This is a genomic window from Priestia sp. AB, from assembly GCF_028369225.1.
Classification (GTDB): Bacteria; Bacillota; Bacilli; order Bacillales; family Bacillaceae_H; genus Priestia; species Priestia megaterium.
Genome location: NZ_JAQMYN010000002.1, coordinates 617488 through 643503 on the forward strand (window position 1 = coordinate 617488; position 26016 = coordinate 643503).

Genomic DNA, 26016 nt, shown 5'->3' on the forward strand with positions numbered 1-26016 from the left:
CTTATTTTTCTCCTACAATTTTTTCATATAGTACTTCTAATGATCGACTGTGGTCTTTCATAATAGAATTAAATGTTCCTGTGCAAATATTTTTATTCCAAACAGCCAGCTTATCTCGGTTATGGATAGCATATTTAATTCCTTTACTGATTTCTTCTTCGTTTGGTTCCACTACTAATCCAGTATTATAATTGTCCACAAGATCTTTAAAACCTACGTATGTTGTCACAATTGTAGGAACACCATTAGATAAAGCTTCCAAACCAATGAAACCAAATGTTTCTTTCCATAGGCTTGGCAAAATTAAGATATCTATTTTCTCAAAGATATTTGGAAGTTCTTTGTGTTCATAACGTCCATGAAAAGAGACGTAATCTCGATCTTCATCTAGTTGTACAACTCTATCATTACCATATACATGCAAATGCCAATTCATTTCTTTTTCTTTTAAGAGGTTTTTTAAAGCATTTCTTAATAAAGGAAAACCTTTATATTTTTCTATAGGTCCTAGAAAACCAATTTGTAATGGCTGATCGCTGTTATATTTTTTAATTTTTCTTTGGTCTTTAATATCTTTATGAGTAACTGAAATAATTTCATTTTCAACATTTACATATTTTTCATACTCGATTTTTGTTACTTCACTATTAAAATGAACCATATCCATCATACTTAACATGTTCATATAATAGTTTCTAAGCTGTTGAAATTCTTCTGCAAGCTCCGAATCTTTTTCCACTTCAATACGCTCATCATTAATAGACTGTTGCTCTTCCACGCCTTTGATATTACTTTTTTTCAAAGCTCTTAATTTCTTAATAGAAGAACTATTTTTAAAATTTTTATAAAGATGTGATTGCATAACGGTAATTAATGACTTGCTGTAACTATTGACATTACAGGAAATACATTTTTGTCCACTTTCAAAGTCTTCACAAATTTCGCCTTTGACGTCTAATAAGTTTACTTTCGGACATATCCCATAGTAGTCATGCGTACTAAAAATTAATTTAATTCCATTCTTTCTCGCATGCTCTATAAATTCACTGTGTATGCCCATCAGTGTATGCATATGGATAAGGTCAGGTTTTAAACTCATGAAAAAATCAGAGTATAAGGAACTAACTTTTGGTTCTTCCATAAAGTTAGCGGGTCGAAACACCCCGCCTAATAATGCTACGGGCAAGGGATTTATTAATTCGTATACTTGAATATTTTTATAAGCTTGATTCTTTTTAATTTTTTGCTTTTGGAGTGGGTTAATTTGACCTGGATACAAGAGATATACTTGATGGCCTTGTTGAAGTTGTTCAAGCATTAGATCTATAGAATATTTAGTTAACCCCCCACTTCTATACGGTGGCAGTCCTAAACTGTAATGTAGTATTTTCATTTTACTTCTTCTAATCCTCTTCGACTTTTGACAATTTTGACTGGATTACCTACAGCAACACTATAAGGTGGGATGTCCTTATTCACTAATGTATTAGCTCCTATTACACACCCATCTCCAACGGTTACCCCGTCTAAGAATACGGCGCCTGCTCCGATCCAACAATCATTCCCTATACTAATACCTTGGTTAGTAACTCCTTGTAATCGAATAGCTAGATCTAGCCGATCAAATATATGGTTTTCTGAATGAAACCTAATATTTTGTCCCATAATTACATCTTGTCCAATTGTAATACCGCCTGCTGCGCCAAAATAAGAATATTCTCCAACTCCACTATTCTTGCCTATCGTTACCCCTTTTCCTAAATTTTTTATAGTCCCTGTACATTTAATTTTAGAATAAGCTCCGATACGAACGTTATCTCCTAAAATTACTCCATTTTTAGAAAGGGCATCTATTTCAACACCTTCTTCGATAGTAATAGAACTACCTAATTTAAGAAATTTTTTGTGAAACAGCTTTACATCTTTCCCCAAGAATACAATACCGTCTTTCTTACCTACTCCTATAGCTTTTAACTTACCTCTAAAAACCATAACAGCTCTCCGAAATATAATACTTATAATATCACCAGGCTGAATTTGTTTATCTAATTTAAAATCTTCTTTCTTTATCTTACGAATTAATTTATTTATAAGTCTTTGCATAAATACACCTCCAGTGTATTTCAGTCATACACATACTTTAGAGCTATTGAAAAATGAGCTCTGCTTAAAGATTATTCTTCGAGTGACTTTAATATAAGTTTCCAAATTCTTTCCGAAGAATTACCGTCTGGATAAGTATAATGAGTTTCCAAGCAACGTTTTCTTCTCTCAGTCCAATAGGTACTATTGAAATCCCCTCTTAATAGACTAGTTAATACAGAAGCAAAGTTATCTTTTTCCTTCACAATTATTCCAGGACCAATATTCTCATCCTCAAAATCAAATTCTAATCCTCTTTTTTGACAATACTCTTTCTCGTCAAAAATAAATGAAATAATGGGCTTGTTTAAAGGTAAATATTCGATACAAATAGAACTGTAATCTGAGATTAACGCATCTGATATGCAGAGTGATTGATATGCATCTAAAGCTAAACTCTTGGAAGGGATAATCCTTTCTAAGTTAAGTTTTACTAACAATTCTTCATCAATGGTCCCTCCCAAAGGGTGAGGCCGATATATCATAAAAGCATTCTGCTCTTTCAATAAATCATTAATACACTGTAGATCATTCTCGTTAAATACAGATTCAGACGTTTCATAATCCCGAAAGGTTGGAGCATATAATATAATAAAATCATTTTGGGAAAATTTATTCTGTTTACGCTGGAGTTTATACGTTTGCTCTACTTTAACTACATCAAAATAATAGTCATTTTTGGGTAACCCTAACGGCAAATACTGGTTTTCAGAGTCTTTATCTAATACAGGATTTCTAAATTCTAATTCATTTTGCCTTTCACTTGTAGTTAAAAAATAATCTGCTGACTTCACTGCTTGGAATAATCTCAACGCATATTCGTTCTTTAATTCTTCATCCGAAGGGAACTTTTTTATAGCAGTACCATGCCCCATAGCAATACTAATCTTGTTTCTTCTTTCTAATAAGCGAGTTGGGTAATCAGAGATAATTCCATCACAAGTTTTGAAATGTGTATAATATAACTTTTTTAATTTAGTTACTATTTTCTTTTGATTATTTGATTCTATTAAAACCAAGCGAACACTATTATTTAAAGCATTCCTTTCATAATACTCTATAAAAGGAAGCATATTTTTCATGTTCATTGAATGTACTAAAACACTTTTTTTCATATCTCATTCTTCCTTTTATCTAATGCTTAATTAGACTATTTTCTTCATTTCTAACATCCTTGTTAAATAAAAGAAATGAAGTTATTAATGCCACCCAAAAATAAATATAGCTGACATAATTTAGCGTTGCTGCCATAGGATATGTCATTAAAAAGATTATTAACCCTCTAATATAGTAAGAGTTTGGTTCAGTTGTGCTTTTAGAAGACATATAATTTAATCCTTTAAAAATAATCCAAATCAAGATTATCTGCATCATAATATAAGGTAATATGCCTATATGACTTACAATAGAAAGAATATCGTTATCTATTACCCAATCTTCAGATGGCATAATGCCTCTACCAAATAAGTTACTAAGCAGAGTATTGCTCGTGTTTAAATCTGCCAATCGCGAATACGTCTGAACTCGGCTATTAAAAGTTTCAATATTTAAATTAGGAAATACTCTAGACAACATTTCATATAAACTATTGGATAGAAATACATAAAATAGACCCGCAATCCACTCTATTAAGAACACTATTTTTATTACTTTTACACCTTGTTGTTTAAATACTGTAAACAGGAAGTAATAAAGTAAAAGATTTGCAAATGTTAAATACATATTTCTCGTAAGGGTCATATATAAGCTAGTAACTAATACTATGATTGTTACAATGGTAAAAATAAATTTAGCACGATTTACCTCTCCAACCTTCATTCCCTCTTTTAAATAAGAAAAGTTTGAAAAAGAAATACTTAATGCAAAAACAACTAGTAACCCTAAAGTTAAACCACTGTCTACTAATCCAAATGCTCTTACTTGAGCTCCTAGATCATATAACCAAGTGTATGAAGAACTTACCCCAGATAGATAATAAATTGAGTTAACAATGGGTTCTCCGTTATAAATGGTTTCCACTATTGGATCTCTAAAAATAAATTGACAAATACCCAAGAGTGAATTTATGAAAATAAATATTATGACAATATTTAAAAGCAACCTCAAGTTTATGTTGTTCAATTTCAAAAGAATGATTAAACAAATTAAATAAACTCCATAATACCTTAAAAGAATTTGAATAACTGTTTCTTTATTTGCTATACCTGAACTATTAATGGTTACCCACCACTGCGTGGAAAAAATTAATAGTGCAAATGATACTAACAAAAATTCTCTCATACTTACATGCTTAGTACCTTTGCTAAGGAATCCACCTAAAAGTAAAAAAATAAACAATACAGAAAAAATTTTCCAATCATTTAAAAAATAAGCATTATGAGATATCACTTGAGAGAGGCGTAATGTTAATACCTTAGAAGCAATTAGTAACATTAATACAGCCACAACGCTGGTATATAAATTACTAACTGGCATATTCTTATCTTTCATGTTTTTCTCCTAATTCACACGTTAGTTATTAATCTCTCTATCTACTTGCTCATTGCCTTAAGAAACACTTTGTTTCCTTTAAAAAAATGTTTATACATTCTATTTGATATCGTTCTTTTAGAATGTAGAAAAACAAAATCTTTAACATAATCTCGAGTCGCTAGTTTATTTAAATGACTAACTTCTCTTATAAAATTTAATCTAGCTTCTAAATAAATGAGATACCTGCTTAAAGGAACTGTTTTAAAACTATAAAATGATAAATCGTGGGATATTTCTACATCTATAACAAATAGTTTATATCCACTATTAAATATTTTATAAAAAGTTATATGATCTAAATAATCAATAGGGTATTTTTCATCAAATCCATTTATTGCTTGAATTGCTGCTACTTTAAGAAATGTACAGCTATTTATCCCCGTCATTCTATCTTGTTGTAAACCAGTTACTAGGTTAGTAGGTTCATGAAAATGATGAGGTGTGTCTCCTACCATAAGCGGAGAGACCAACTTATTCTTACTTATTACTCTTGGTGCTACTATGCCCACTTCATCATTGTGGTTGTGGGATGCATAACTAATGAATTGGTTAAGTAAATCCTCTTTTAAAGATGAGTCTTGATCCAATAATAAAACCCAGTCCTCTCGCTCATCTTTTTTTTGAGATAAGAAATCAATAGCATTATTATAGGCTTTGGCTATGCCAATATTTTCCATTTCACCGATATAAGCAACAGGAATATCTTTACATTTACTAGAAAAATTTTTATTGTATTCGTATATTTTCTTTTCATCAGAATTATCAACAATGACAACATAGTCGATAAATTTTTTGAATTTATCTGTTTCTAATATGCTTGCTAACGTATTAAATGTAAGGCATTCATCAATTTTCTGTTTATATACTACAATTATAGGAGTTAACTTAATCATAAATGTCTCCTTACCTCTTAACCTATTTTCCGTACGATAATTGTTCAGCTATATCTTTTTTGTTTCTTCTCATGTATCTTCTTAAAAATTGAAACATTGATGCTCCAACGACAAATTCACAAATCAATACAGAAATTCCCATTCCAAGAGCTCCAAAAAGAAGTGAACCCGTTGTTCCTAAAATTAAATTAAGGATAGCCCCTCTAAAAATTGAATTTCTTACACTCTTTTTTTCATTTACAGCTAGAAGCGTCTGAATACCAAAGAGGTGCCCTAGGCTTATAGCAAATGGAATAAATAACATAACCTGTAATAAGGTTATTTGTTCATTAGCACTGCTTGATCCATTCACTATTTGTAAAATCCATTCACTTTGAAAAACAACTAGAATACTTACTATTAAAAGTATTGGTGGCCACCATCCAAAATATAAGAAAGAGACTGGCATTTTAACTTTTTTTAGAAAAACATAAGGAGAAGTGCTCATCTTTTTACACACGATTGGATAGACTGCCTGAGAAACTGCATTGGTCATGCTGTTAGCTACGCTAATTATTTTCTCGCAAGTAGAATAGAGACCTGTTGCATATAATCCTGCAAACTGTGTCAAAATTATAGGATTTAAGGTTGTATAAAGCGTGCCTATAACGTTCGAAAGAAACATATCCTTTCCACTATCTAGTTCTTCCCTTAAATTCTCCCATCTAACTTTCACAAATTTAATCCCATACTTTTTCATAAGAAATGCAGAGATAATTAATCCCATAATCGCCGGAATCCCATAGACAAAACCCATTAAGTAAAAATCTTCTTTTTGCTTCACATATAAGAACAAAAGAATAATGGTTATACATTTAGAAAAGAAAGTAATAAATGATACGTATACCATTTTATTTAATCCTCTAAACAACCATACAGGTAAAAATGACTGCCCTAAGAAAAATAGATAAAAACCCACTACAAACCATAAATCCTTTTGTGTCATAGTGATAAAGAAAAAAGCTGCAGCTGTGATTAGCAAAATAACTCCAGATAATATAAGTTTATACGTATATATTGTACTAACTAATGTATTATCTACCTTTTCCTTAACAGCAATTTTCTGAGTAGCAGTAAAATTAAAACCATAGTCTGAAATAATTAACAGAAATTGTACTATTGCTAAAGCGGTAGCCACTCTTCCGTAATTTTCTATCCCGATAACTCTAAGTAAATAAGGGATCATAATGATTGGTAGAATATAGTTTAACCCTTGCACTAGACCCATTTGAATAATATTACTTACAGCTAACTTATCTAATTTCATTGCCTAATATCCCTTTTTTCCCAAGTTTAATTGCTTTTAGAATTGAAAAATATCTCTGTAAACCGCCTTTGTTTTTAGGCATATAAAATAAAAAGACATGTACTAAGTAGACCCACATATTAAGAAAGTACATAAACGAATTTGTTTTATTGTTAGTGGTTTCGAAATAAACTCTATTTCGAATATTCATGAGTCCTCTGTATGTGCTGTTGGCACGAAAGAAACTAAAGAACATAGGCTCTTTCTTATTTCTAAACCAAGAACTCTCTAAATCCGTAATCGTACTATCTACGACACAAAAGATTTCATATCCTAGTTTTGTCATACGGTATGTGAAGTCTGTATCATCAACATACAAGTAATAGTCATCATTAGGTAAGCCTACATCTTTTAAAATACTTTTAGGAAAAAGTAACCCTCCATATGGAGCATAATCACATTTTAAAAGGTTGTTACTTACTGAAGCCGGCATCTGCTTTTTTGCTTTATTTTTACCGGGCATTTTACTAATTAAATCAAACTGAAAAAAAGTATTTTCTTTTAATTTTTGCCCACCATTTCTTCTTAGTTCTTTCCAATCTTCTCTATAGGAACATAAGATGTATTTCTCTGAATCTCCTAGAGCCTTTTGAGCATTTGTAAAACCTTTAATGGCATTCTCATTAGGCAAATTATCATCATCTAACAACCAAATTAGCTCTCCATCTTTTTCTAAAGCTTCTTCAATCCCACGTTTAAACCCACCAGATGACCCTAAGTTAGTCGAAGAAGTAATTACTGTTACCTTTTGTGAATGGTTAAATTCCTCTTTTACCTTATCTTGAACCGAATAAGAAGAAGCGTTATCTATAATAATAATAGAGTTAACTTCAGGAAAAAGATGCAACCTTTCAATAATCTGCTTTAAATGACCCCATCTATCCCCATAGGTTACCGTTACAACATTAATACTATTTTCATTAATGAACATTTCAGACTCCCTTTATACACAATAAATTATTAACGCTACTACATAAAAACCATTGTGCTTCTGTTAAATCACGTAGCTAGTGAATCTCGGACTTGAGTAGATGAAATGCCTTCTGTTCTTGGGAGGTATGTAACTTCACAGTATTCAGAAAGAAAGTCAAATTTCCCTTCCCAATCATTTCCCATAACAAAGATATCTACATCATATTTTTTCAAGTCCTGAACTTTTTGTTCCCAACATTCTTCAGGAATTACCTTATCTACATATTTGATCGATTTCAGCAAGTGCTTTCTATGCTCAAACGTATAAAATGATTTTTTACCTTTTAATGCATTAAATTCATCTGTCGAAATACCAACAATTAAATAATCACCTAATGCCTTAGCTCTTTTTAATAAGTTGATATGGCCATAGTGTAAGACATCAAACGTTCCGTATGTTATTACGATTTTCTTTTTCATTTTTTACCTCCATTTTAAAAAGCACTTTTATCTGGAATAATCATAATTTTCACAGTTTTTAACACAAGCTTAACATCAACTTTACAATTTCGTGTTTTAATATATTTAAGATCTAATTCTACCATTTCTTTAAAACCGATATTGCTACGACCGCTTACTTGCCACAAGCCAGTGCATCCAGGAGTTACTAGTAATCTTTGCATGTCGTACTCTGTGTACTCATCTACTTCACGCTGTAAAGGTGGACGAGGACCTACAAGACTCATGTCTCCTTTTAATACGTTAAATAACTGAGGAAGTTCATCAATACTGGTTTTACGAATGAAGCGACCTACTCTAGTTATTCTTGGATCATTCTTCATTTTAAACATAGCACCAGTTGTTTCGTTGTACTTGAGCAACTCTTGAAGTTTCTCTTCAGCATTTGTTACCATAGAGCGAAATTTGTACATATGAAATGATTTTCCATCTTTTCCAATTCTTTTTTGTGAAAAAAATACAGGCCCTTTCGGATCTTCCAATTTAATAATTAGGGCAATCACAACAAAAACAAATGATAGAAATATCAGACCTAGAATAGAGCATGTAACATCCATCAACCTTTTCATTATCAAATATGTGCGAGAGTCATTGACTGTAATTAACGATTGAGCTAATAATGCTTCATTATTTTGGTGGGTCGGCCTAATTGGTTCCTTGTCGTGCAATAATTGTGTCACCATTTGCTCCCCCTCTCTTTATTTAATATGAGCTGCTTCTTTTTCTAGTAAATTTTTCATGATATTTAAAAGGTCGCCTTTAAGTTCCGGATATTGCAGTGCAAATTCTAATGTAGTTTGAATGAAGCCAAGCTTTTCTCCGACATCATAACGTTTCCCTTCAAAATCATAAGCAAATACACGCTGAATTTCATTCAAATTTTGAATGGCATCTGTCAATTGAATTTCTCCACCCGCACCAATTTCTTGCTTTTCCAAAAACTTAAAAATTTCTGGCGTAAATACATAGCGTCCCATAATAGCTAAGTTAGAAGGTGCTGTTCCAGGAGCAGGCTTTTCTACAAAATTACTTACCTCGTATCGGCGGTCTTTATTGCCATTAGGATCTACAATGCCATATCGATGAGTTTGATTATCTGCTACGGTTTGAACGCCAATTACTGAAGATAATGTTTGCTCATACTGATTAATTAATTGACGAAGACAAGGTGTATCTGCTTGGACAATATCGTCTCCTAATAAGACAGCAAAGGGTTCGTTTCCAATAAAATTGCGTGCACACCATACAGCATGTCCCAGCCCTTTAGGTTCTTTCTGACGAATATAATGAATATCAACATTAGATGATTGTCTCACCTTTTCAAGAATATCGAATTTTTCTTTTTCAATTAAATTGTTTTCTAATTCTGGCGTATAGTCGAAATGATCTTCAATGGCTCTTTTTCCTTTACCAGTTACAATAATGATATCTTCAATACCAGAATCAATTGCTTCTTCCACAATATATTGAATAGTCGGTTTATCTACAATCGGTAGCATTTCTTTAGGCATTGCTTTCGTAGCGGGTAAAAATCTTGTACCTAGTCCAGCAGCTGGAATAATTGCTTTTTTTACTGTTTTCATTTTTACTCCTTCTTTCTATCTCTACTTATTTAAATAACCATTAGTTTAAAATATCCCTAAGAATTTCTTCTTCTTAATTTTTTCAGGAATCTCTTTAAAGCAAGCTAATCCATCTACAACTGCTTCTGCATTCTCATAAAACACATAAAGCTGCTGTGCTCCATATTCTTGCTCTATCAGCTCCGTAGCTTCTTTCATACAGAATTGTCTGCCAGATATATTGTGGGCGTCCGAAGCAATAAGGTGAGTTAAATTAGCATTGATTAATTCTAAAGAAAATTTTCTGATTTTTTTACCGAATTTTCCAGTAAGACTACCTGCAGTTACTTGAGTTAAAGCACCTTTATTTACAAAGTTGTACAAAATGTTCGGATCCTCAATAATGCGGGTATTTCTTTCTGGATGCACAATAATAGGTGTTAAACCTGCTGATTGAATATCAAACAGTAATTGTTCAGAAAATCGAGGGATTTGATTAGAAGGAAACTCAACAAACACATATTTGTTATTGTTATTTAAGGTTAAAACGCTGTTAGATCGATAATCTTCTAACATTTCCCCGTAAATCCTACATTCTTGACCCGGTAGAATTAGTAAAGGAATTCCCTCTTGCTTTAACCTTTCATTCAGCTTTTCTACGTCGTTTATAATATGTTGTTTTTCATTTATGTATTTTCCATTCTTATGATGCGGCGTAGCAATAATTGTATGTATGCCTTCTGATACTGCTTGCCTAGCCATTGCTACACTATCTTCAACTGACTTAGCTCCATCATCGACTCCGGGTAATATATGACAGTGGATATCAATTATAATAAGCACCCCTTCCAACTAAAGTCCCAGAAAAAGCAATTTCAATAGTATCATAACGCTTTTATAGGTTCAATGTCTTATTTTGTCGAAAGTCATATAATACGTATATAAAGGTTTTTTATGTCTTATTTTGTTGGTAAAATAATTAACTTCTACTCTTTAATAAAAAGAATGTGGACCGACTTAATGGAAATATCCACACAATTATTCTGAAAAAATACTAAAAATGCAATTTCGATTATTACATGATATAGATTATTTATTTTTACTACATTATACAATACCTTATATAAATGTAAAATCACTCCTAGCAAATGATAGCGTTTTCTTTGTTATTTTCATAAAACTTTTTATTACATTTTTATTACAAATTATATAAATCCGAACTCTATGAAACAGTTATATGTATCTATTTCAATTATCCTGACACACTTTTAAACATAATTTACACCCCTGAATGATAAAACTCTCCTATAACAGATGAATAATATCATCTGTTACAAGAGAGTTTTATTTAAAGTTAAGATTTAGTTCCATAATAATACTGGCTGTTTTTTGATTTAATACGAATCCAAGCAATTTAACATTTGTACTTTCTAGAATACCCTTAGTTTTTAAAGCCACATCCTTTTCTACCGCTCCACTCTTCATAACCAGCATAATGCAATGGCATTGATTCACTAAAACATGGACAGCTGCTACTAGAAGAACTGGAAGTGTATCAAAAGTAATAATATTAAACTAGCCTATACATTTCTTCAAATAAATCTCCCATCGCTTGTAATCCTCATAACTCAGCCATACCCAGTGGAATAGAACCACTTGTCAGGATTCATAAATCTTCGATATGCGAGCTTTACACATCAAACCTACTGTAATCTACTTTTTCAATACATTCGTTAAGCCCATATGATTTTTCAGTTGAAATATATATCGAACTATAGGTTTACGTAAATCAACGCCTACGAAAAAAATCTTTTTCCTGGCTGAGCGAATACTAGTGCTAGGTTTGTTGTAGTTGTTGATTTTCCTTCTTTTTAAAATGAAGAAGTTACGATGATAAAACGAATGTTAATGTTAAGATTAACGTTTGAGAATTGAATATTCGTAAGCAGCGTTCGATATTGCTCCGAAATCAGAGATTTTGGTTCTCATCTAAAATTAAGCTACACATATAAGCTAATTTCTTTGATTCTGTATTTTTTGTTTTTTTAAACTGTGAGTTCCTCCCCTCACTGGCGCTAAAGAAGGAGAAGAAATTAATGATAATTTTAACTCTTCTTCATCAATGAGTGAGGTAAATTCAATAATAGGAGTTCCATAATATGTTCAATAGCTTTCTCATCTTTAATAATGTCATCTACATATTTTAATAGAAATAATAATACACCTACCATTAACCCCTATAACATAACAATAGCGATCATTATATTTAATAGCGGCTGTGACTCAATTGAACTTAACGTTTCATGGAGTTGAGCTTTTGCTAAAATACTCTCATTATCATACTCAAGGTACTTCCTTTTTTAAATACACTTACTGTCGAGTTTGCAATTTTCACTGCTAGCCTAGCATTTGTATCTTGTACAACAATTTCATTGTGAATACTTGTTGTCTCTCTATTAGTAGGTATATTCTCTATTTGTGGCTGCTCCAAACCCCGTAATAAAAATCTTTCTTTTTTCTGTATTAATTGTTACTATGCTCCAAGCTCCAGCAGTCATTAGAGTGTTCCTTTGTGGGCCTCCATCTGGCCGAGCTAAAGCATGCAAAAATGTTATATAATCAATTCCATTTATCACTTGACTTTTTTCAGCATGGGTATGGCCTGATAAGTAACCAATTACAGTCATTTTCCCTTGTTTTTCATAATCTAAATGCATAAAGTCATGCCTGAATTCGTCTGTTCTTTCAGGAATATCAATACTCTTTCCATTTTTAAAAGCCAAAATAATAGCATCCATTACACTAGAATTAACAATTGGAGGATCATTGGGTAAACTCATTGAAGCGTATAAAGGAACATGTGAAATGAATATCGTTTGCCATTCCGAAGAATTGTTCTTGCTAGAAAAGTTCAAAGCTTTAGTAGCTACCCACTTTAACTGTTGGCTAGAAAAAGCATATTTATTAATTCCATAATATTTAGGCTTCCCTGAACTAGTAGTAATAACTGGAACATCATTACTATCTAGTACAATTACCCTAACCTTTACATCATTTATATCTTTATAATAGTATGCTCCTAAGGGATTGTCCTCATCTGTAACGATCTCATTTTTAGATAAATCATCCACATTTTCTTTCCATTCTTTTTCTGTTATCATATCTACAGTCGTGGATTCTTGCGTATCTCTTACATAGTACGAATTGTCGTCATGATTTCCTTTAACTAAATACACAGGTAAATGTGTATCCGCTAGAATTCGTTTCATTTTATTTAAATCCTTTAAGCTTTGACCTTTCTTCTTATAGCCATTAATTATATCACCACCATGAACAATGAAGCGCATAGGTATATCTTTACTTATACTTTGGAGAGAAAAGTATTGTTGTAAACCACCTATACCACTTTCATAATGTGAATCCGTTACAAATCCAAAACTAAAAGCTTCTTTACCCTCTATTTGATTAACTTCATGTTTTACTTTGTCGAGTTCTTCATTTATAATTCTTTGCCTTTCGCTAACTTTATTTTCTTTAAAAATAATTACCGTATTTCTGTTATTATTAACTAGTAGAAATAAAAAAAGAATTATACCAACTAAATTCAATATTAAAAGAATTTTTTTCAATATTTCTCTCCTTTTCACTATAAAATACCTATTGGTATTGGGTTGTTTGTATGGCAATTTTATCATCAAAATGTTTTTTTATACATTACATTTTAGTGATAAATTCTCTTGTTCCATTTAAATTTCTAGCAAATTATAAAACTTTAACTAAACCTAGTTATCTTTTAATATTAAAAGAAAATAGCAAGAACCGGGTTATCCTCCTAAAAACCTCTACTAATTCCTTGCAATTTACTTTAACCTTTCTTATGATTAAGAAAAAATTTTATGAAGAAATGGGTTTTTCTAACATGTTAAAACGAAGCTTATTAATTCTTTTACTATTATCTATCTCAAAGTTCTCTCATACTCCGCATTTACTAGTTACAGATCCTTCCACGTGGACAAATTCTTCCGTTTGGGATCATAACGCTACGCTTTGGTCCATTTTGCATCCGGGCAGCGAGTTTTATACGTCGTATACATACGGATTTGATTTGGAATTCATTCTTCGAAAAATTGCTCACCTTTCTTTTTTCGGCATGCTGGGTCTGCTTTTTTACTGGAATTTAAAGGAACAGCGATATCGTTATGTAAAAGCGTGGCTTTGTCTCGCAGCATTTGCTTTTTTAGATGAAGTCCATCAGGCTTTTATCATTGGCCGGGATGGTCGGATTGTGGATGTAATGATTGATTCGTTCGGAGCAGCTTTAATGTTATTTATATTGTATAAAGTGAGAAAGTCTTCGACGTGATAGAGTTATAGGCGTTGCTGAAAGAATAGATATATAAATAAAAAAGCATCGGGCTCTAGCCTGATGCTTTTTTATTTGTATATAGTATTTTCTACTGCACTCATTACATTTGCCTGAATTTCCTGCAACCTCTTCTCACTTCTATTCTCTGTTGCTTGTTGTAATCATATTGCTTGCGTAAACACGAAGATAACGTACGGCAAACGATAATTCTGGTGTTGGCCACAGCTCTTGGAATACATATGTCTTAATACCGTGCATCCCTAATGTTTTGGCCGCTTCTAAGGCAAGTTCTGATGACTGATGGCGGGAATCATACGCAATCACTACTTCTCGTCTTTTTGGTTCAATTCCATTTCTTTCAATATATTTTGCGAGTCCAGCTGTGACTTTTTGAATACTGTAGATATTCATGCGGTTCGGTCCCGCACCAAGCTCCCCTCTCATTCCGCCTGTTCCAAATTCGAGCTGTTTATAAAAAGCATATTCCCGTTCACGTTCCGCCACGTCATTCATTTGTTTTTTTAATTCACTTTTTAATTCCCTGTAATTGATCCATTTATTCCATTCATTGTTCCACATCACGTTCATCTCTCCTGTCTTTGGTTTATCTATTAGTATTGTGAACGGTTTATATGAACTAGATATGAATTTTACCAGAGACCTTTGTATCAAAATTATTTTAAAATTAAAAATATTTTTCTTTATAAAGAACATTTTTTTAGGATAAACACCTACTGAATATGTTTATATACATTATAATGAACAAAAGACATAAGAAAAGGACGGGCTGAATGTGGTAGGAGCCAAAATTAAAAGTTTGCGGTTAAAAAAAGGATATTCCATTACACGGCTAGCTGAAAAAGCCAAAATTTCAAAATCATATTTATCTCATTTAGAAAAAGGACTAAACAATAACCCTTCTCTTCACATGCTTAATAAAATTGCGTCTTCTCTTAATACAACGATTGATGAATTAATTGAAGCTGAAAATAGTCATCCTGTATCACCTTCAAAACCACTTATTAATAAAGAATGGCTTTACTTAATTGAGCAAGCAATTAAAGATGGCATGACCAAAGAAGAGTTTGTGGAATTTCAATGTTATTTAAAGTTCCGCAAAATGAATGACTTTACAGATTAACTGAAATTCACTAATTTTATAACTCCATTATGAATATTGACCCATTTCGACATTTTTTATTAATAGTATTTTATACAATAACCTTAAGCTACAAATGTGATAACTATTACAAATTCTCCAGATAAGGGAAAAACTATTAAAAAATAGTAACGCAAAGCTTCAGATCTAACGGCACTTATGGCTGCGATGGCTGAACCGTAATGAAGAAGGAAAATATACTGTCAATTGGTCGCGAATGGGTTAACCTGATGCAAGCAGCTCGTACACTAAGACTGACGGTAGAAGAGGCTCGGAAATTTTTATCGAAATTCAAGCGTAATTGAATATAAAAAGCATGCTCTGGTTTGAGCATGCTTTTTCCAGTTTTACCTTTTAAATACGAATTCCTTTTGCCTGACGCTGATCAAATGTATAAATTTCCGTAAATCCGCACTGTTTTGCCATTTCAACTGCTTCTTTCATATGAGCTCCTACGGTTTCAGCAAAGTGCGAATCAGACCCAATCGTTAAGATTTCTCCGCCTAAATCTCGGTATAGCCCGACAACTTCAAGTGCCGGCAGTGCTTCACCAAGCTTTCCTCTCATGCCTGAGGTGTTAATTTCAATTCCAATATTACGTTCAATGGCTTTTTTCAAAATATCCGCCAAAATATCTTTGAACTGATGAAAGTCGTAAATGCCGTACTGCTCAAACGCATAGCGCTTCATTAAATCTAAATGAGCCAACACGTCAATATCCGCTTCGCTTACTAGCTTATACATTTCATTAAAATAAGTGCGGTAAATGGCTTCTTTGTCGTTCAGCTCCAAGTGTTTGCGAAGCTTAATGTTATTAATGTTGTGAACCGATCCTAAAATAAAGTCAAACTTCTCTTGCTTCATTGTTTTTTGATATTCTTTTTTCAAATAGTGAGGCTCACAAATTTCAATTCCTTTTTTAATCACGAGCTGACCTTGAAACTGATCTCTGCATTCAGCTAGTTCTCGTTCGTATTTATCAAAATCCATATGACCGTACGTTGGCGCTAATGGATTTAATGAAAAGTGCTCGGTAAAACAAATTTCGTTTATGCCGTTTTTTACAGCTTGTTCGCACACTTCCTTCATGACTGCCTGTGAGTCAAATGAATTGTTCGTGTGATGATGGTAGTCTACTAGATACATTATTTAGTCACCTCTAGGTTTATTATACCTCTCTCTTGCTTTCCCTGCACATAGATACCCTTTATACCGCCTATCCCGCCTTTTTTCGTTCATAAAGAGTATTTCCAGTAAAAAAAGACATTTTTCCTCTTCCAGTAATCCTTGTTTTCTTATAAACTAACTTAATATAGCAGATGTTCTGACATACAACTTGACAAACAAATTTTACTTACACAAGAGAAAGGAAAGAAGAAATGCAGATTGAAAAAAGTTTCTCTCAAACAAAAAATCCCTTTCTGTCTTACTTAAGCTCTTATGCTAAAAAGATGAAAGGAGAACTAAAAGAAGAACCGAAAATCAATTATAGAGATGCGGTCGTTTCTTCGATCGGAGGCTTAATTGCCATTATCATCAGCAGTGCGATTGCACTAGCGCTTGGCTATCCAATGGCACTTGCTCCGATTGGCGCAAGCTGCGTGCTTGTCTTTGGGGCTCATAAAGGTCCTTTATCACAGCCGCGTCACGTACTGGGAGGGCACTTGCTTGCAACGGTTTCCGCACTTATTATTTGGAGTTTATTTCATCGAAGTCTAATCACTATCGCCATTGTGCTTGCGTTTGTTCTTATTTTAATGATTCTTACCAAAACCGTTCATCCTCCCGCTGCAGCGAGCGCAATTGTAGCTATTAATACTCAAGCCGGCTGGGGATATTTAGGTATTATTATGATTTGTGCGTGTGTGGTTGTACTGATTTCTACCGTGTATAACAATTTATTTCAAGATCGGCAGTATCCCAGGTATTGGGTTTAACACATAAAAAAGACGTCTCCTCATAGAAGACGTCTTTTTTATGTGTTTTTGCTTACTGCACTACGTGTTTTGCTGTTTCAGGGTTCATTTAGCAGCTTTTACTTTACTTCAGTTGAACTAATAAGCTGATAAACTCCTAGACTTCCATCAGATAACTCTTTTACTTTATGAATACTGTTAAATTTTTTGTATTTAACAGATCCGTCTCCGTACGAAATATCATACTGTTCTGTTGTATATACTTTATACATCGAATCATCAAGTTTTGTTACTCTATTTACGTTAAAGCTTAATAAATCTTCTGTTATTCCTTTTTTAATTAGGTAAGCTGTATACTCTTTTTGTTCTTTGTATTTTGGTCCGTTAGAATCGATATACGGCTCTGCAATAGAGAAGTCTCCGCTATTAATTGATGAAATTGTAGCGTACATATATTGTTCAATAAAACTAGACACTTCGCTAGTAGATACTCCAGAATCAGCTTTTGAATCTTGGTCATCCGACTGTTCTTCCTTAGAAGGAGCTGATGCTTCTGCCGTATTTTCTTCGTCAAAATTAAGCGCAATATCGTCTATTCCTTTTTTGATTGATACTTCTTCCGTTTTCTTTTCTCCAGAATCAAATTTACGTTTTGCATATACTTTTACTGAACCATCCATTGGCAGTGGACCTAGATAATCAATATCACCAATTTCTGTTTTTGTGTCTTTGCCATTAACGAACAGCGTCGCGTCATCATAATCTGAAGAAACGTATACCGCATGATCTGACCAATCAAACTCCACGTTCACATCTTCTCCGTTGGCGGCTTCAATCTCTTGCTCACTTTCAACTTTTCCATAATCATTTTGAACTTCACCTTTTACCGTGTGCGTACCAGGTGAAAATGGACCAATCTTTTTAGAGGAATCACTGCTTACTGTTCCAGCTTTTTTCCCGTCAATATATACCGCTGTCGCATCTTCTGTAGACTGAACTTTTGCATATACAGGGTTTACTTGTACCGTGTAATGATCAAAGATTCCCCATTTCTTTCCGTCTTGTTCTAGCTTAGCGTATGAAGAGTGATCTTCGCTTGGGACTCCTGCTTCAAGCGCTCTGCTGTCTGCCACTAACCCTTCAGAGATTGATTTCATCACATCGGGATTTTCGTGCAAATATGTAATAAATGATTTGGTTTGCTCATCGTTGGCTTCTAATTGAATTTGACCATCATTTACATATTGTTTTACTTTATCAACATCATTGCCCTTTACTGAAGCAATGAATTTTTCTGACACGGCTTTGGGCGCCATCATTGTTTTATCGATTCCGTAATAAGCGCCGCCAAGTATAGCAGCTGCTGCTATCACTGAAATTGTTATAACCTTTGTTCTTTTATTTGAAGGCTTTACCGAGCCTCTGCCCTCTTCTCTTGACGGTGATGCAGATTCTACGTAACGCTGTGATTGTTCTCCTTGACTAGAAGCCTCCTTTCTTTCAACAGGATGTCCACACTCTGGACAAAATTCATGCTCATTTGTTAACTGATGTCCACACTCTCTACAATAGCTCAATTTCTACACTCCTTTTTTATAATGGTTTGAAAAAGCATCGCTGTACACGATGCTCTCTGTCGACTTAAAATAGATCATTCAATTCAGTGCTGTTCCCCATTCTTGTAATAATGGTTTTGGCTTCTTCTCCTAAGCCATTCGCAATGAACGTCAGCACAATCGTAATTACTACATACACAATAAGAGTGCTGTAGATACGATCTAGTCCGCCTGATCCGCTTTGCTTGAAGCTAGCAATCGTAAATGGAACCACAAGGAAAATACTCAACAAACCAAAATTCATAAAATAAGAAAAGTATTCCACATGTAGAAATGCCAGCACAAGCCCAATTAAAAGCAGAGCTGTTGGAATAATTAAAAACGTGCCAAAGCGCGAGAAAAATTCTTTAAAGGAAACGTCTACTTTTCCAAACTTTGCTGCAACATATGTTGCTCCAATAATAACCGCAAGTCCAATAAAAATGAGAATCCCTTGTTTAAAGACGAAATCTGTAAAATTAAAGTGAATGATGCTGTTAATATCTGTGGCTTTTATCAAATCAACGCCTGTATTAAAATCCTCCATGTCGGATGGCGCCAGCTCTTCACTGATAATAGGAAGCTTGAACATGCTTCGAACAAATTGAATCAATAATAGCTTCCAGCCTACATACAGCATAATAGGTATACTAAGAGCATAAAGAATGACTGTAATAAGAGCATTAACAAATTGGCTTTCGCCTGCTGCTTGCGCTGTAGCTGTTGGATTTTTAATCCCTTCTGCAAAATAACTAAAAAATGATTTTGACACTTTTTTCGCCTGACGAACACGCTGATTAGGTTGTTGAGGCGCATACGCTGCTTGCGGCTGAGGTTGAGGCTGATATTCAGATGCTGCTGCCGTCTGGCTTGCAGCTGCCTCTTCTTGTAATTTATGACCGCATTTCACGCAAAACTTTCCGCCATCATTAAAATGGCCGCAATTTGAACAATTCAAATGCTCCTTCCTCCTTCAATATATTGTTTAAAATATAGTTATATAGATTTACCTAGGTGTAATCTATATAATTCTATACTCACATCTTTTAGAATTATACACCATTTCTGGTATTTTAGGAGAGGTGTTTTCAGCAGATCAGCTTAAAAAATTTCTACCCAAACTTCTTCGCCGAATTCTTTCTTTTATTTCTACATGCAAGTTGTATATCAACCTTCCTTTTATGCTTTTAGTTCACTAATAAAACTATTTTACGTCTTAACTGTCTTGTTTTAATTTTCAGAATTGTTTATACTCAAAACATCTTTGCTTTTTTAGAAAAACAATGGAGGTGACTTTGCAGCACGGTCTATACATACTGGAGGGGGATTTTTTATGTTGAAATTAATTGGGGTTTTGCTAGTGGCAGTGGGATTTTTATTTCGTTTAAACACGCTGCTTGTGGTAACTGTTGCAGGCATCGTGACGGGCCTTGTATCAGGCTTGTCACTGCATGAAGTAATTACGATGTTCGGCCAGTTCTTTGTAGATAACCGCTATATGTCTATGGCTATTTTACTTACTCTTCCTATATTCGGCGTATTAGAAAAATACGGGCTGAAAGAACAAGCGGAAGTGCTGATCAAAAAAGCTAAAAACGCTTCTTCTGGAAATGTTTTACTTATATATCTTTTTATTCGTGAAATTTCAGCCGCAGTCGGCTTAAATATCGGAGGACACGCTCAATCCGTGCGTCCGTTAGTGGCACCTATGTCTGAAGGCGCAGCTCGCGCCAAATACGGAGAGCTTCCGCCCAAAGTAAAAGAAGATATCCGCGCTCACGCAGCGGCAGCTGAAAATACAGGCTGGTTTTTCGGAGAAGATATCTTTATCGCAACGGGTGGAATTCTCTTAATGAAAGGGTTCTTTGACTCTGTAGGCATTCACGTGGACGTCTGGGATATGGCACTTTGGGGTATTCCAACGGCTATCTCAGCACTGCTGATCAGCGCCATTCGTTTCCGTCAGTTAGACCGACGTATTCATAAAAAAATGGCGAAGCATAAACCAACATCATCTTCAAAGACGGAGGCGAGTTAAATGAAAAGCATCCTGACGCTTGATACGATTTACTACTTACTCGGTATTATTGTCGCTTTTATCGCGATTCGGATCGCACGTGATCACAACCATCCTAATCGTTTAGGATCTTCTCTATTCTGGGCGCTGTTTTCCATTACGTTTTTATTTGGCAACGTCATTCCGCCTTTTTATGTAGGGTGCTTAGTGATTATTATGGTTCTGCTTGCTTCATTTAACCGCGTGACTAAATCCAATGAAGCCGAAACACCGGCTGAAGAACGTGTGGCTCACGCCCAAAGATTAAAAAACAAAATCTTTTTACCGGCTTTATTTATTCCTATTTTTACGATTATTGGCACTCTTCTTTTTGGCAAAATTAAGTTTGGGAACTGGGCGTTAATTGATCCAGAAAAAGTTACGTTAATTTCACTGGCAATCGCAGCTGTGATTGCGTTTATCGCTTCAATGGGCGTCACCAAAGCAAAAATGGACGTACCTGTTAAAGAAGGAAGCCGCTTGCTTCAAGCAGTTGGCTGGGCAGTTATTTTACCGCAAATGCTCGCAGCGCTTGGCGGCATTTTTTCAAAATCAGGCGTTGGAACAGTCGTCTCGGATATTGTAAGTGATATTCTTCCGACTAACTATGCATTTGTTGCTGTGCTTGCTTACTGCTTGGGGATGCTGCTGTTTACAATCGTCATGGGAAATGCATTTGCTGCGTTTGCCGTTATTACTGGAGGTATTGGCCTTCCCTTAATTGTACACATGCACGGAGGGAATCCAGCGATTATGGCAGCACTTGGCATGTTTGCTGGCTACTGTGGCACGCTTCTTACGCCAATGGCAGCGAACTTTAATATCGTACCTGCTATGCTGCTTGAATTAAAAGACAAAAACGCCGTCATTAAAGCACAAGTTCCGATTGCGCTATCCGTTTTTGTTGTTAATACATTATTGATGTACTACCTTGTATACCATTTTTAAAGGAGACGACTAGAATGACAACTGTATTACTAACCGGTTTTGAACCATTTGAAGGTGAACGCATTAACCCGTCTTTAGAAGCGGTAAAAGCTTTAGATGGTGTAGCTGTTGAAGACTATCACATTATTGCTAAACCTCTTCCTACTGTATTTGGCGAATCAATCGCAAAGCTTCATACGTATATAGAAGAAATTAGCCCTTCAATCGTCATTTGCGTTGGACAAGCAGGCGGACGAGAAGGCATTACAGTAGAACGCGTGGCCATTAACGTAGACGATGCGCGAATTCCTGACAACATCGGCCAGCAGCCCATTGATCGCCCTATTATCGAAAACGGCCCTGCCGCATACTTTTCGACACTGCCTATCAAAGCAGCTGTCGAAACTATGCGCCAATCAGGCATTCCAAGCAGCGTCTCTCAAACTGCTGGGACATTTGTCTGCAACCACGTATTTTACGGGCTCATGAACATGATTCAAAACTGCTCGATTAAAGGCGGATTTGTTCATATTCCTTATCTTCCCGAACAAGCTGTAAATCATCCAGGGAAAGCGAGTATGTCGCTAGATTTGATTGTGCAGGGGTTGCTTTCTATTGTAAAGACCACAATTGTAACTGAAGATGATATTTTAGTTTCAGGCGGCGCTACTCATTAATGCTAAAGACCAGTTCATATAGAGAACTGGTTTTTCTTTTTATATACGCACAAATTTTTTATTTAATAAATTAATGGAAAGTGTAAACAACCTCACCTCTCAGTCGATATATAGTATGAACATATTTTCAAAAGATGTTCGATTACTTTTATCCCGCCTAAAGACGGGACACTTCTTGCATACAAGGATGTAAACCGAGAAGTAAAACTATTATATGGAGGTAAGGAAAATGAGAATTAATCACAACATTACAGCTTTAAACACGTACCGCCAGTACAACACAGCCAATAATGCACAAGCAAAATCTATGGAGAAATTATCTTCTGGTTTACGTATTAACAGTGCGTCTGATGACGCTGCTGGTCTAGCAATCTCTGAAAAAATGCGTGGTCAAGTGCGTGGATTAGATCAGGCTGCACGTAACGCCCAAGATGGTATCTCAGTTATTCAAACAGCTGAAGGTGCTTTAGGTGAAACTCACGATATTTTACAACGTATGCGTGAATTAGCTGTTCAGTCTTCAAACGACAGCAACACAGATGCTGATCGTGGAGAAATCCAAAAAGAAGTAAACCAACTTGCTAAAGAAGTTACACGAATTGCTAACGATACTGAATTCAATACTAAAAAACTTCTTACAGGTGCAGTTGATTCATCTAATACAACAAACGTCACAGATGCTGATTCAATGACATTCCAAATCGGTGCCAATGCTGGGCAATCTATCAACCTTGATATTAAAGCGATGGATGCTGTTAGCCTAGGAGTTGCTGGTACTGACGCATCTAACGCTGTAGCTGCAGGAACGGCGGATACTGCTAAAGCTGTAACAAATGACGGTATTAACGTTTCTAGTAAAGCAAGCGCAAGCACAGCTATTACAGCTATTGAATCGGCAATTGAAAAAGTATCTGCTGAACGATCTAACTTAGGAGCTCACCAAAATCGTTTAGATCACTCTATCAATAACTTAAATACATCATCTGAAAACTTAACGGCAGCTGAGTCACGTGTAAGGGATGTTGATATGGCGAAAGAGATGATGGAGCAAACTAAAAACTCAATTCTTGCTCAAGCCTCTCAAGCAATGTTGTCTCAAGCTAACCAACAACCGCAGCAAGTACTTCAATTATTACGTTAATTGGTATTTTAAGAGAGTCTCTACACAGAGGCTCTTTTTTACTTTTCCTCAGGCTAAAATAAAGCTTCTTTACTAATTCAATACAATCTAGCTAAGTTGATCTCTTATAAGAAATTCTGTTACTTTAACTGTTGTACTAGATAGTATTGTTCCCAAAAGTATCATAGCAGCCATCTTGGATAAAATAATAGATTTCAGGTAACTTTACACTTACTTCTCTTCCTAATTTAACGAAACGAGAAACTTTCGAATCAAAGATAAAAATATTCCTCCTTTACTTCTTTTTAATTGGTAAAATAAAAAACAAAAAGGAGGAATACAGTGAATAACATAAAAAAACTTCATTTATTTTCTAGAGGCTCTTTTCAGATACTGACTATTTTACTTTTTTCTCACCGCTTTTTACAAGGATGTTTCGAAAGAATATATTCTCATCAAAAAGCGAAGATCCGACCCCAAAAGCTACATGGCTTTTTTTCAAACCATTTGTATGCCGGTGAACGTGTTTCTCTTATGTTTATTTTACTGTGCAAGCTAAAAAGCATCTATCGCTGAGGATAGATGCTTTTTTATGTATATTGTTTGTTTTTTATACAAAATACTTTGTTAGATATATTTAACAAAACATTACATATTTAAGAGACTTGATAAATGCTTGGCTACAATCGCTCCTTGACCGGCTGAAGAGCTGATACTAGAAAACAAAGGAGTCGTGCAGGCGTCTCCGATTGCGTAAATAGATGGGTTGCTGCTTTGATGCACTTCATTGATGACGATGAGCCCGCTTTGTGTAGTGGTGACTTTTTCTTTAATAAGTTCAACATTGGGCGCTACGCCTAGTCTAATCAGCACTGCGTCTACTGATAGGTTCTTACATTCACTGTTTTTACTTTTTAAATCGATCGATGTGACGTGATTTTTCCCGTGGATAGCCGTCACTTCTGTATCTGTCATCACTTTAACACCGGGGTCGGAAAGAACTTTTTCAACGTATTGCTCTCTTGCTTTAAAATGCGTAGAACGATGAATCAGATATACTTCTTTTGCTTTTGATGCTAAAAGATGTGCTCCTTCAAACGCCCGGTCTCCCCCGCCAATGAGAGCAACCCTTTTACCTTTTAACCGTTCTCCGTCTGCTGAAGCAGAATATACTTCTCCTCGGTCAATCATTTGCTGCTCACCCGGCACTCCGAGCTTTCGCTGACTAGAACCCGTTGCTAAAATAAGATACGTATAGCCAATTTCTTTTTCTGTTTCTTGCTGCTTTACTTTTACTGTTTTAGAACATTCGTCAATGGAAATTACTTTTGTATTCGCTTCATATAAGCAGTCCATATCGATAAAATGCTGAACCATTTTACGCTGCATTTCGATGCCATTTTCCGCTTGTATTCCGGGATAATCAATAATCTCATTATAAATCGTAAACAGCTGTCCGCCTAACTGTGCCTGCTCTTCAAGAAGCAAGCACTCAACGCCTAGCCTCTTACACCACACGGCAGCAGAGATACCAGCGGGCCCTCCGCCAATAATCAGTACGTCAACGTGTTGCATACAGCTCACCTCGCTTCTGCTTCTCAGCTTATATGGCTTTTTGTTTCTTTACATTTGTCGCTGTAAAAGAGATAAAAATTCTCCTCGAACCTCTGGTTTTTCCATAAACATTCCTCGAACAGATGAAGTGGCTGTAGAAGCTGAAGATTTTTTAATTCCTCTTCCGCACATGCACATATGCTTTGCTTCAATAATCACCATGACTCCTTTCGGCTCTAACACTTCTTCGATTGCATCTGCAATTTCATTTGTTAGACGTTCTTGAACTTGAAATCTTTTTGCATATCCTTCTACCGTACGAGCAATTTTAGATAGACCTGTGATTTTTTTATCCGGTATATACCCAACGTGGGCAACGCCAAAGAACGGCGCAAAGTGATGTTCACACATTGAGTGAAATTCAATGTCTCGTATTAACACCAATTCATTGTGATTCACATCAAATGTTTTTTCCAAATGAGCTTTCGGATCTTCTCGGTAGCCTTCCGTATATTCTAAAAACGCCTTTAGCACGCGGTACGGCGTCTCTTCAAGGCCGTCTCTTTCCGGATTATCTCCGCATAAATCAATCAGCTCTTTCACCGCATTCATAAATGTGTCAGCTTGACCTATTTTTTTATCTATTTCAGTTGAATTCGTGCCTAGTGTTTCTAAAAATTTTTGAGCAATTAAATTTTGTGTACTTAGTGCCATCTTTTTATGTCCTCTTCCCTTTTCTTA

General features: G+C 34.8%; 25 protein-coding genes and 1 riboswitch. Of the genes, 7 read left to right on the forward strand and 18 right to left on the reverse strand.

What is annotated here, in order from left to right; genetic code table 11:
• Position 1: 1 nt before the first annotated feature.
• The 12 genes from POF52_RS09355 to POF52_RS09410 form a co-directional block, all read right to left on the reverse strand.
• Positions 2-1393 (reverse strand): glycosyltransferase, encoded by a 1392-nt coding sequence (locus POF52_RS09355; protein WP_271992076.1) that lies wholly within the window; start codon positions 1391-1393, stop codon positions 2-4.
• The gene (locus POF52_RS09360) at positions 1390-2103 is read right to left on the reverse strand and encodes an acyltransferase (RefSeq protein ID WP_271992078.1); all 714 of its coding nucleotides are present in this window, start codon (positions 2101-2103) and stop codon (positions 1390-1392) included. Before POF52_RS09360 ends, POF52_RS09355 begins: the two co-directional genes overlap by 4 nt.
• 71 nt (positions 2104-2174) lie before the next feature.
• The gene (locus POF52_RS09365) at positions 2175-3257 is read right to left on the reverse strand and encodes a CDP-glycerol glycerophosphotransferase family protein (RefSeq protein WP_271992080.1); all 1083 of its coding nucleotides are present in this window, start codon (positions 3255-3257) and stop codon (positions 2175-2177) included.
• Positions 3258-3276: 19 nt separating this feature from the next.
• Positions 3277-4632 (reverse strand): hypothetical protein, encoded by a 1356-nt coding sequence (locus tag POF52_RS09370; protein WP_271992082.1) that lies wholly within the window; start codon positions 4630-4632, stop codon positions 3277-3279.
• Positions 4633-4673: 41 nt separating this feature from the next.
• Positions 4674-5567 carry a glycosyltransferase gene (locus POF52_RS09375; RefSeq protein ID WP_271992084.1) on the reverse strand — a complete coding sequence of 298 codons (894 nt, stop codon included), beginning with the start codon at positions 5565-5567 and terminating at the stop codon, positions 4674-4676.
• Between the two features lie 22 nt (positions 5568-5589).
• Positions 5590-6873: an oligosaccharide flippase family protein gene (locus tag POF52_RS09380; RefSeq protein WP_271992086.1), complete on the reverse strand. Its 1284-nt coding sequence runs from the start codon at positions 6871-6873 to the stop codon at positions 5590-5592.
• On the reverse strand, positions 6860-7843 hold the full coding sequence (locus tag POF52_RS09385; RefSeq protein WP_271992088.1) for a glycosyltransferase: 984 nt from the start codon (positions 7841-7843) through the stop codon (positions 6860-6862). The genes POF52_RS09380 and POF52_RS09385 overlap by 14 nt, the downstream gene beginning before the upstream one ends.
• 68 nt (positions 7844-7911) lie before the next feature.
• Positions 7912-8304, reverse strand: a complete 393-nt coding sequence (tagD, locus tag POF52_RS09390; protein ID WP_221782194.1) for a glycerol-3-phosphate cytidylyltransferase — start codon at positions 8302-8304, stop codon at positions 7912-7914.
• A 14-nt stretch (positions 8305-8318) separates the two neighbouring features.
• Positions 8319-9026: a sugar transferase gene (locus POF52_RS09395; RefSeq protein ID WP_271992089.1), complete on the reverse strand. Its 708-nt coding sequence runs from the start codon at positions 9024-9026 to the stop codon at positions 8319-8321.
• Between the two features lie 15 nt (positions 9027-9041).
• Complete coding sequence (gene galU / locus POF52_RS09400; protein WP_271992091.1) at positions 9042-9926, reverse strand: UTP--glucose-1-phosphate uridylyltransferase GalU; 885 nt, start codon at positions 9924-9926, stop codon at positions 9042-9044.
• A 45-nt stretch (positions 9927-9971) separates the two neighbouring features.
• Positions 9972-10739 carry a tyrosine-protein phosphatase gene (locus tag POF52_RS09405; protein WP_271992187.1) on the reverse strand — a complete coding sequence of 256 codons (768 nt, stop codon included), beginning with the start codon at positions 10737-10739 and terminating at the stop codon, positions 9972-9974.
• A gap of 1622 nt (positions 10740-12361) precedes the next feature.
• Complete coding sequence (locus POF52_RS09410) at positions 12362-13534, reverse strand: metallophosphoesterase (protein ID WP_271992092.1); 1173 nt, start codon at positions 13532-13534, stop codon at positions 12362-12364.
• Positions 13535-13824: 290 nt separating this feature from the next.
• Here POF52_RS09410 and POF52_RS09415 point away from each other — a divergent pair, with 290 nt between their 5' ends.
• Positions 13825-14268, forward strand: coding sequence for a VanZ family protein (locus POF52_RS09415; RefSeq protein ID WP_271992093.1), 444 nt, complete (start codon positions 13825-13827; stop codon positions 14266-14268).
• A 141-nt stretch (positions 14269-14409) separates the two neighbouring features.
• Here POF52_RS09415 and POF52_RS09420 read toward each other — a convergent pair whose 3' ends face one another.
• The gene (locus POF52_RS09420) at positions 14410-14850 is read right to left on the reverse strand and encodes a hypothetical protein (RefSeq protein WP_271992188.1); all 441 of its coding nucleotides are present in this window, start codon (positions 14848-14850) and stop codon (positions 14410-14412) included.
• A gap of 214 nt (positions 14851-15064) precedes the next feature.
• Between POF52_RS09420 and POF52_RS09425 the strand changes: the two genes are divergently transcribed.
• Positions 15065-15412, forward strand: a complete 348-nt coding sequence (locus tag POF52_RS09425; protein WP_271992095.1) for an XRE family transcriptional regulator — start codon at positions 15065-15067, stop codon at positions 15410-15412.
• A gap of 116 nt (positions 15413-15528) precedes the next feature.
• Positions 15529-15615, forward strand: a riboswitch (cyclic di-GMP riboswitch).
• Positions 15616-15784: 169 nt separating this feature from the next.
• On the opposite strand, the gene POF52_RS09430 is transcribed toward POF52_RS09425, so the two are convergent.
• Positions 15785-16576, reverse strand: coding sequence for a histidinol-phosphatase HisJ family protein (locus tag POF52_RS09430; RefSeq protein WP_271992097.1), 792 nt, complete (start codon positions 16574-16576; stop codon positions 15785-15787).
• A gap of 233 nt (positions 16577-16809) precedes the next feature.
• Between POF52_RS09430 and POF52_RS09435 the strand changes: the two genes are divergently transcribed.
• Positions 16810-17367: an HPP family protein gene (locus tag POF52_RS09435; RefSeq protein ID WP_271992099.1), complete on the forward strand. Its 558-nt coding sequence runs from the start codon at positions 16810-16812 to the stop codon at positions 17365-17367.
• 98 nt (positions 17368-17465) lie between these two features.
• Here POF52_RS09435 and POF52_RS09440 read toward each other — a convergent pair whose 3' ends face one another.
• Together POF52_RS09440 and POF52_RS09445 are read right to left on the reverse strand one after the other, a co-directional pair.
• Complete coding sequence (locus tag POF52_RS09440; protein ID WP_271992100.1) at positions 17466-18923, reverse strand: zinc ribbon domain-containing protein; 1458 nt, start codon at positions 18921-18923, stop codon at positions 17466-17468.
• A 64-nt stretch (positions 18924-18987) separates the two neighbouring features.
• Positions 18988-19899 carry a zinc ribbon domain-containing protein gene (locus tag POF52_RS09445; protein ID WP_271992102.1) on the reverse strand — a complete coding sequence of 304 codons (912 nt, stop codon included), beginning with the start codon at positions 19897-19899 and terminating at the stop codon, positions 18988-18990.
• Positions 19900-20274: 375 nt separating this feature from the next.
• Here POF52_RS09445 and POF52_RS09450 point away from each other — a divergent pair, with 375 nt between their 5' ends.
• From POF52_RS09450 to hag, 4 genes are all read left to right on the forward strand, one after another.
• Entirely contained in the window at positions 20275-20979 is a 705-nt protein-coding gene (locus POF52_RS09450; protein ID WP_271992104.1) for a DUF969 domain-containing protein, read from the forward strand.
• Positions 20980-21945 carry a DUF979 domain-containing protein gene (locus POF52_RS09455; protein ID WP_176583987.1) on the forward strand — a complete coding sequence of 322 codons (966 nt, stop codon included), beginning with the start codon at positions 20980-20982 and terminating at the stop codon, positions 21943-21945.
• 14 nt (positions 21946-21959) lie between these two features.
• Complete coding sequence (gene pcp, locus POF52_RS09460) at positions 21960-22601, forward strand: pyroglutamyl-peptidase I (RefSeq protein WP_271992108.1); 642 nt, start codon at positions 21960-21962, stop codon at positions 22599-22601.
• A gap of 229 nt (positions 22602-22830) precedes the next feature.
• A complete protein-coding gene (hag, locus tag POF52_RS09465) occupies positions 22831-23742 on the forward strand; it encodes a flagellin Hag (protein ID WP_271992110.1) in 912 nt (303 codons plus the stop codon).
• Between the two features lie 627 nt (positions 23743-24369).
• Here the strand turns inward: hag and POF52_RS09470 are convergent.
• Both POF52_RS09470 and folE read right to left on the reverse strand, forming a co-directional pair.
• On the reverse strand, positions 24370-25296 hold the full coding sequence (locus POF52_RS09470; protein WP_271992112.1) for an NAD(P)/FAD-dependent oxidoreductase: 927 nt from the start codon (positions 25294-25296) through the stop codon (positions 24370-24372).
• Positions 25297-25344: 48 nt separating this feature from the next.
• The gene (folE, locus tag POF52_RS09475; RefSeq protein ID WP_047931724.1) at positions 25345-25989 is read right to left on the reverse strand and encodes a GTP cyclohydrolase I FolE; all 645 of its coding nucleotides are present in this window, start codon (positions 25987-25989) and stop codon (positions 25345-25347) included.
• Between the last annotated feature and the right edge of the window lie 27 nt (positions 25990-26016).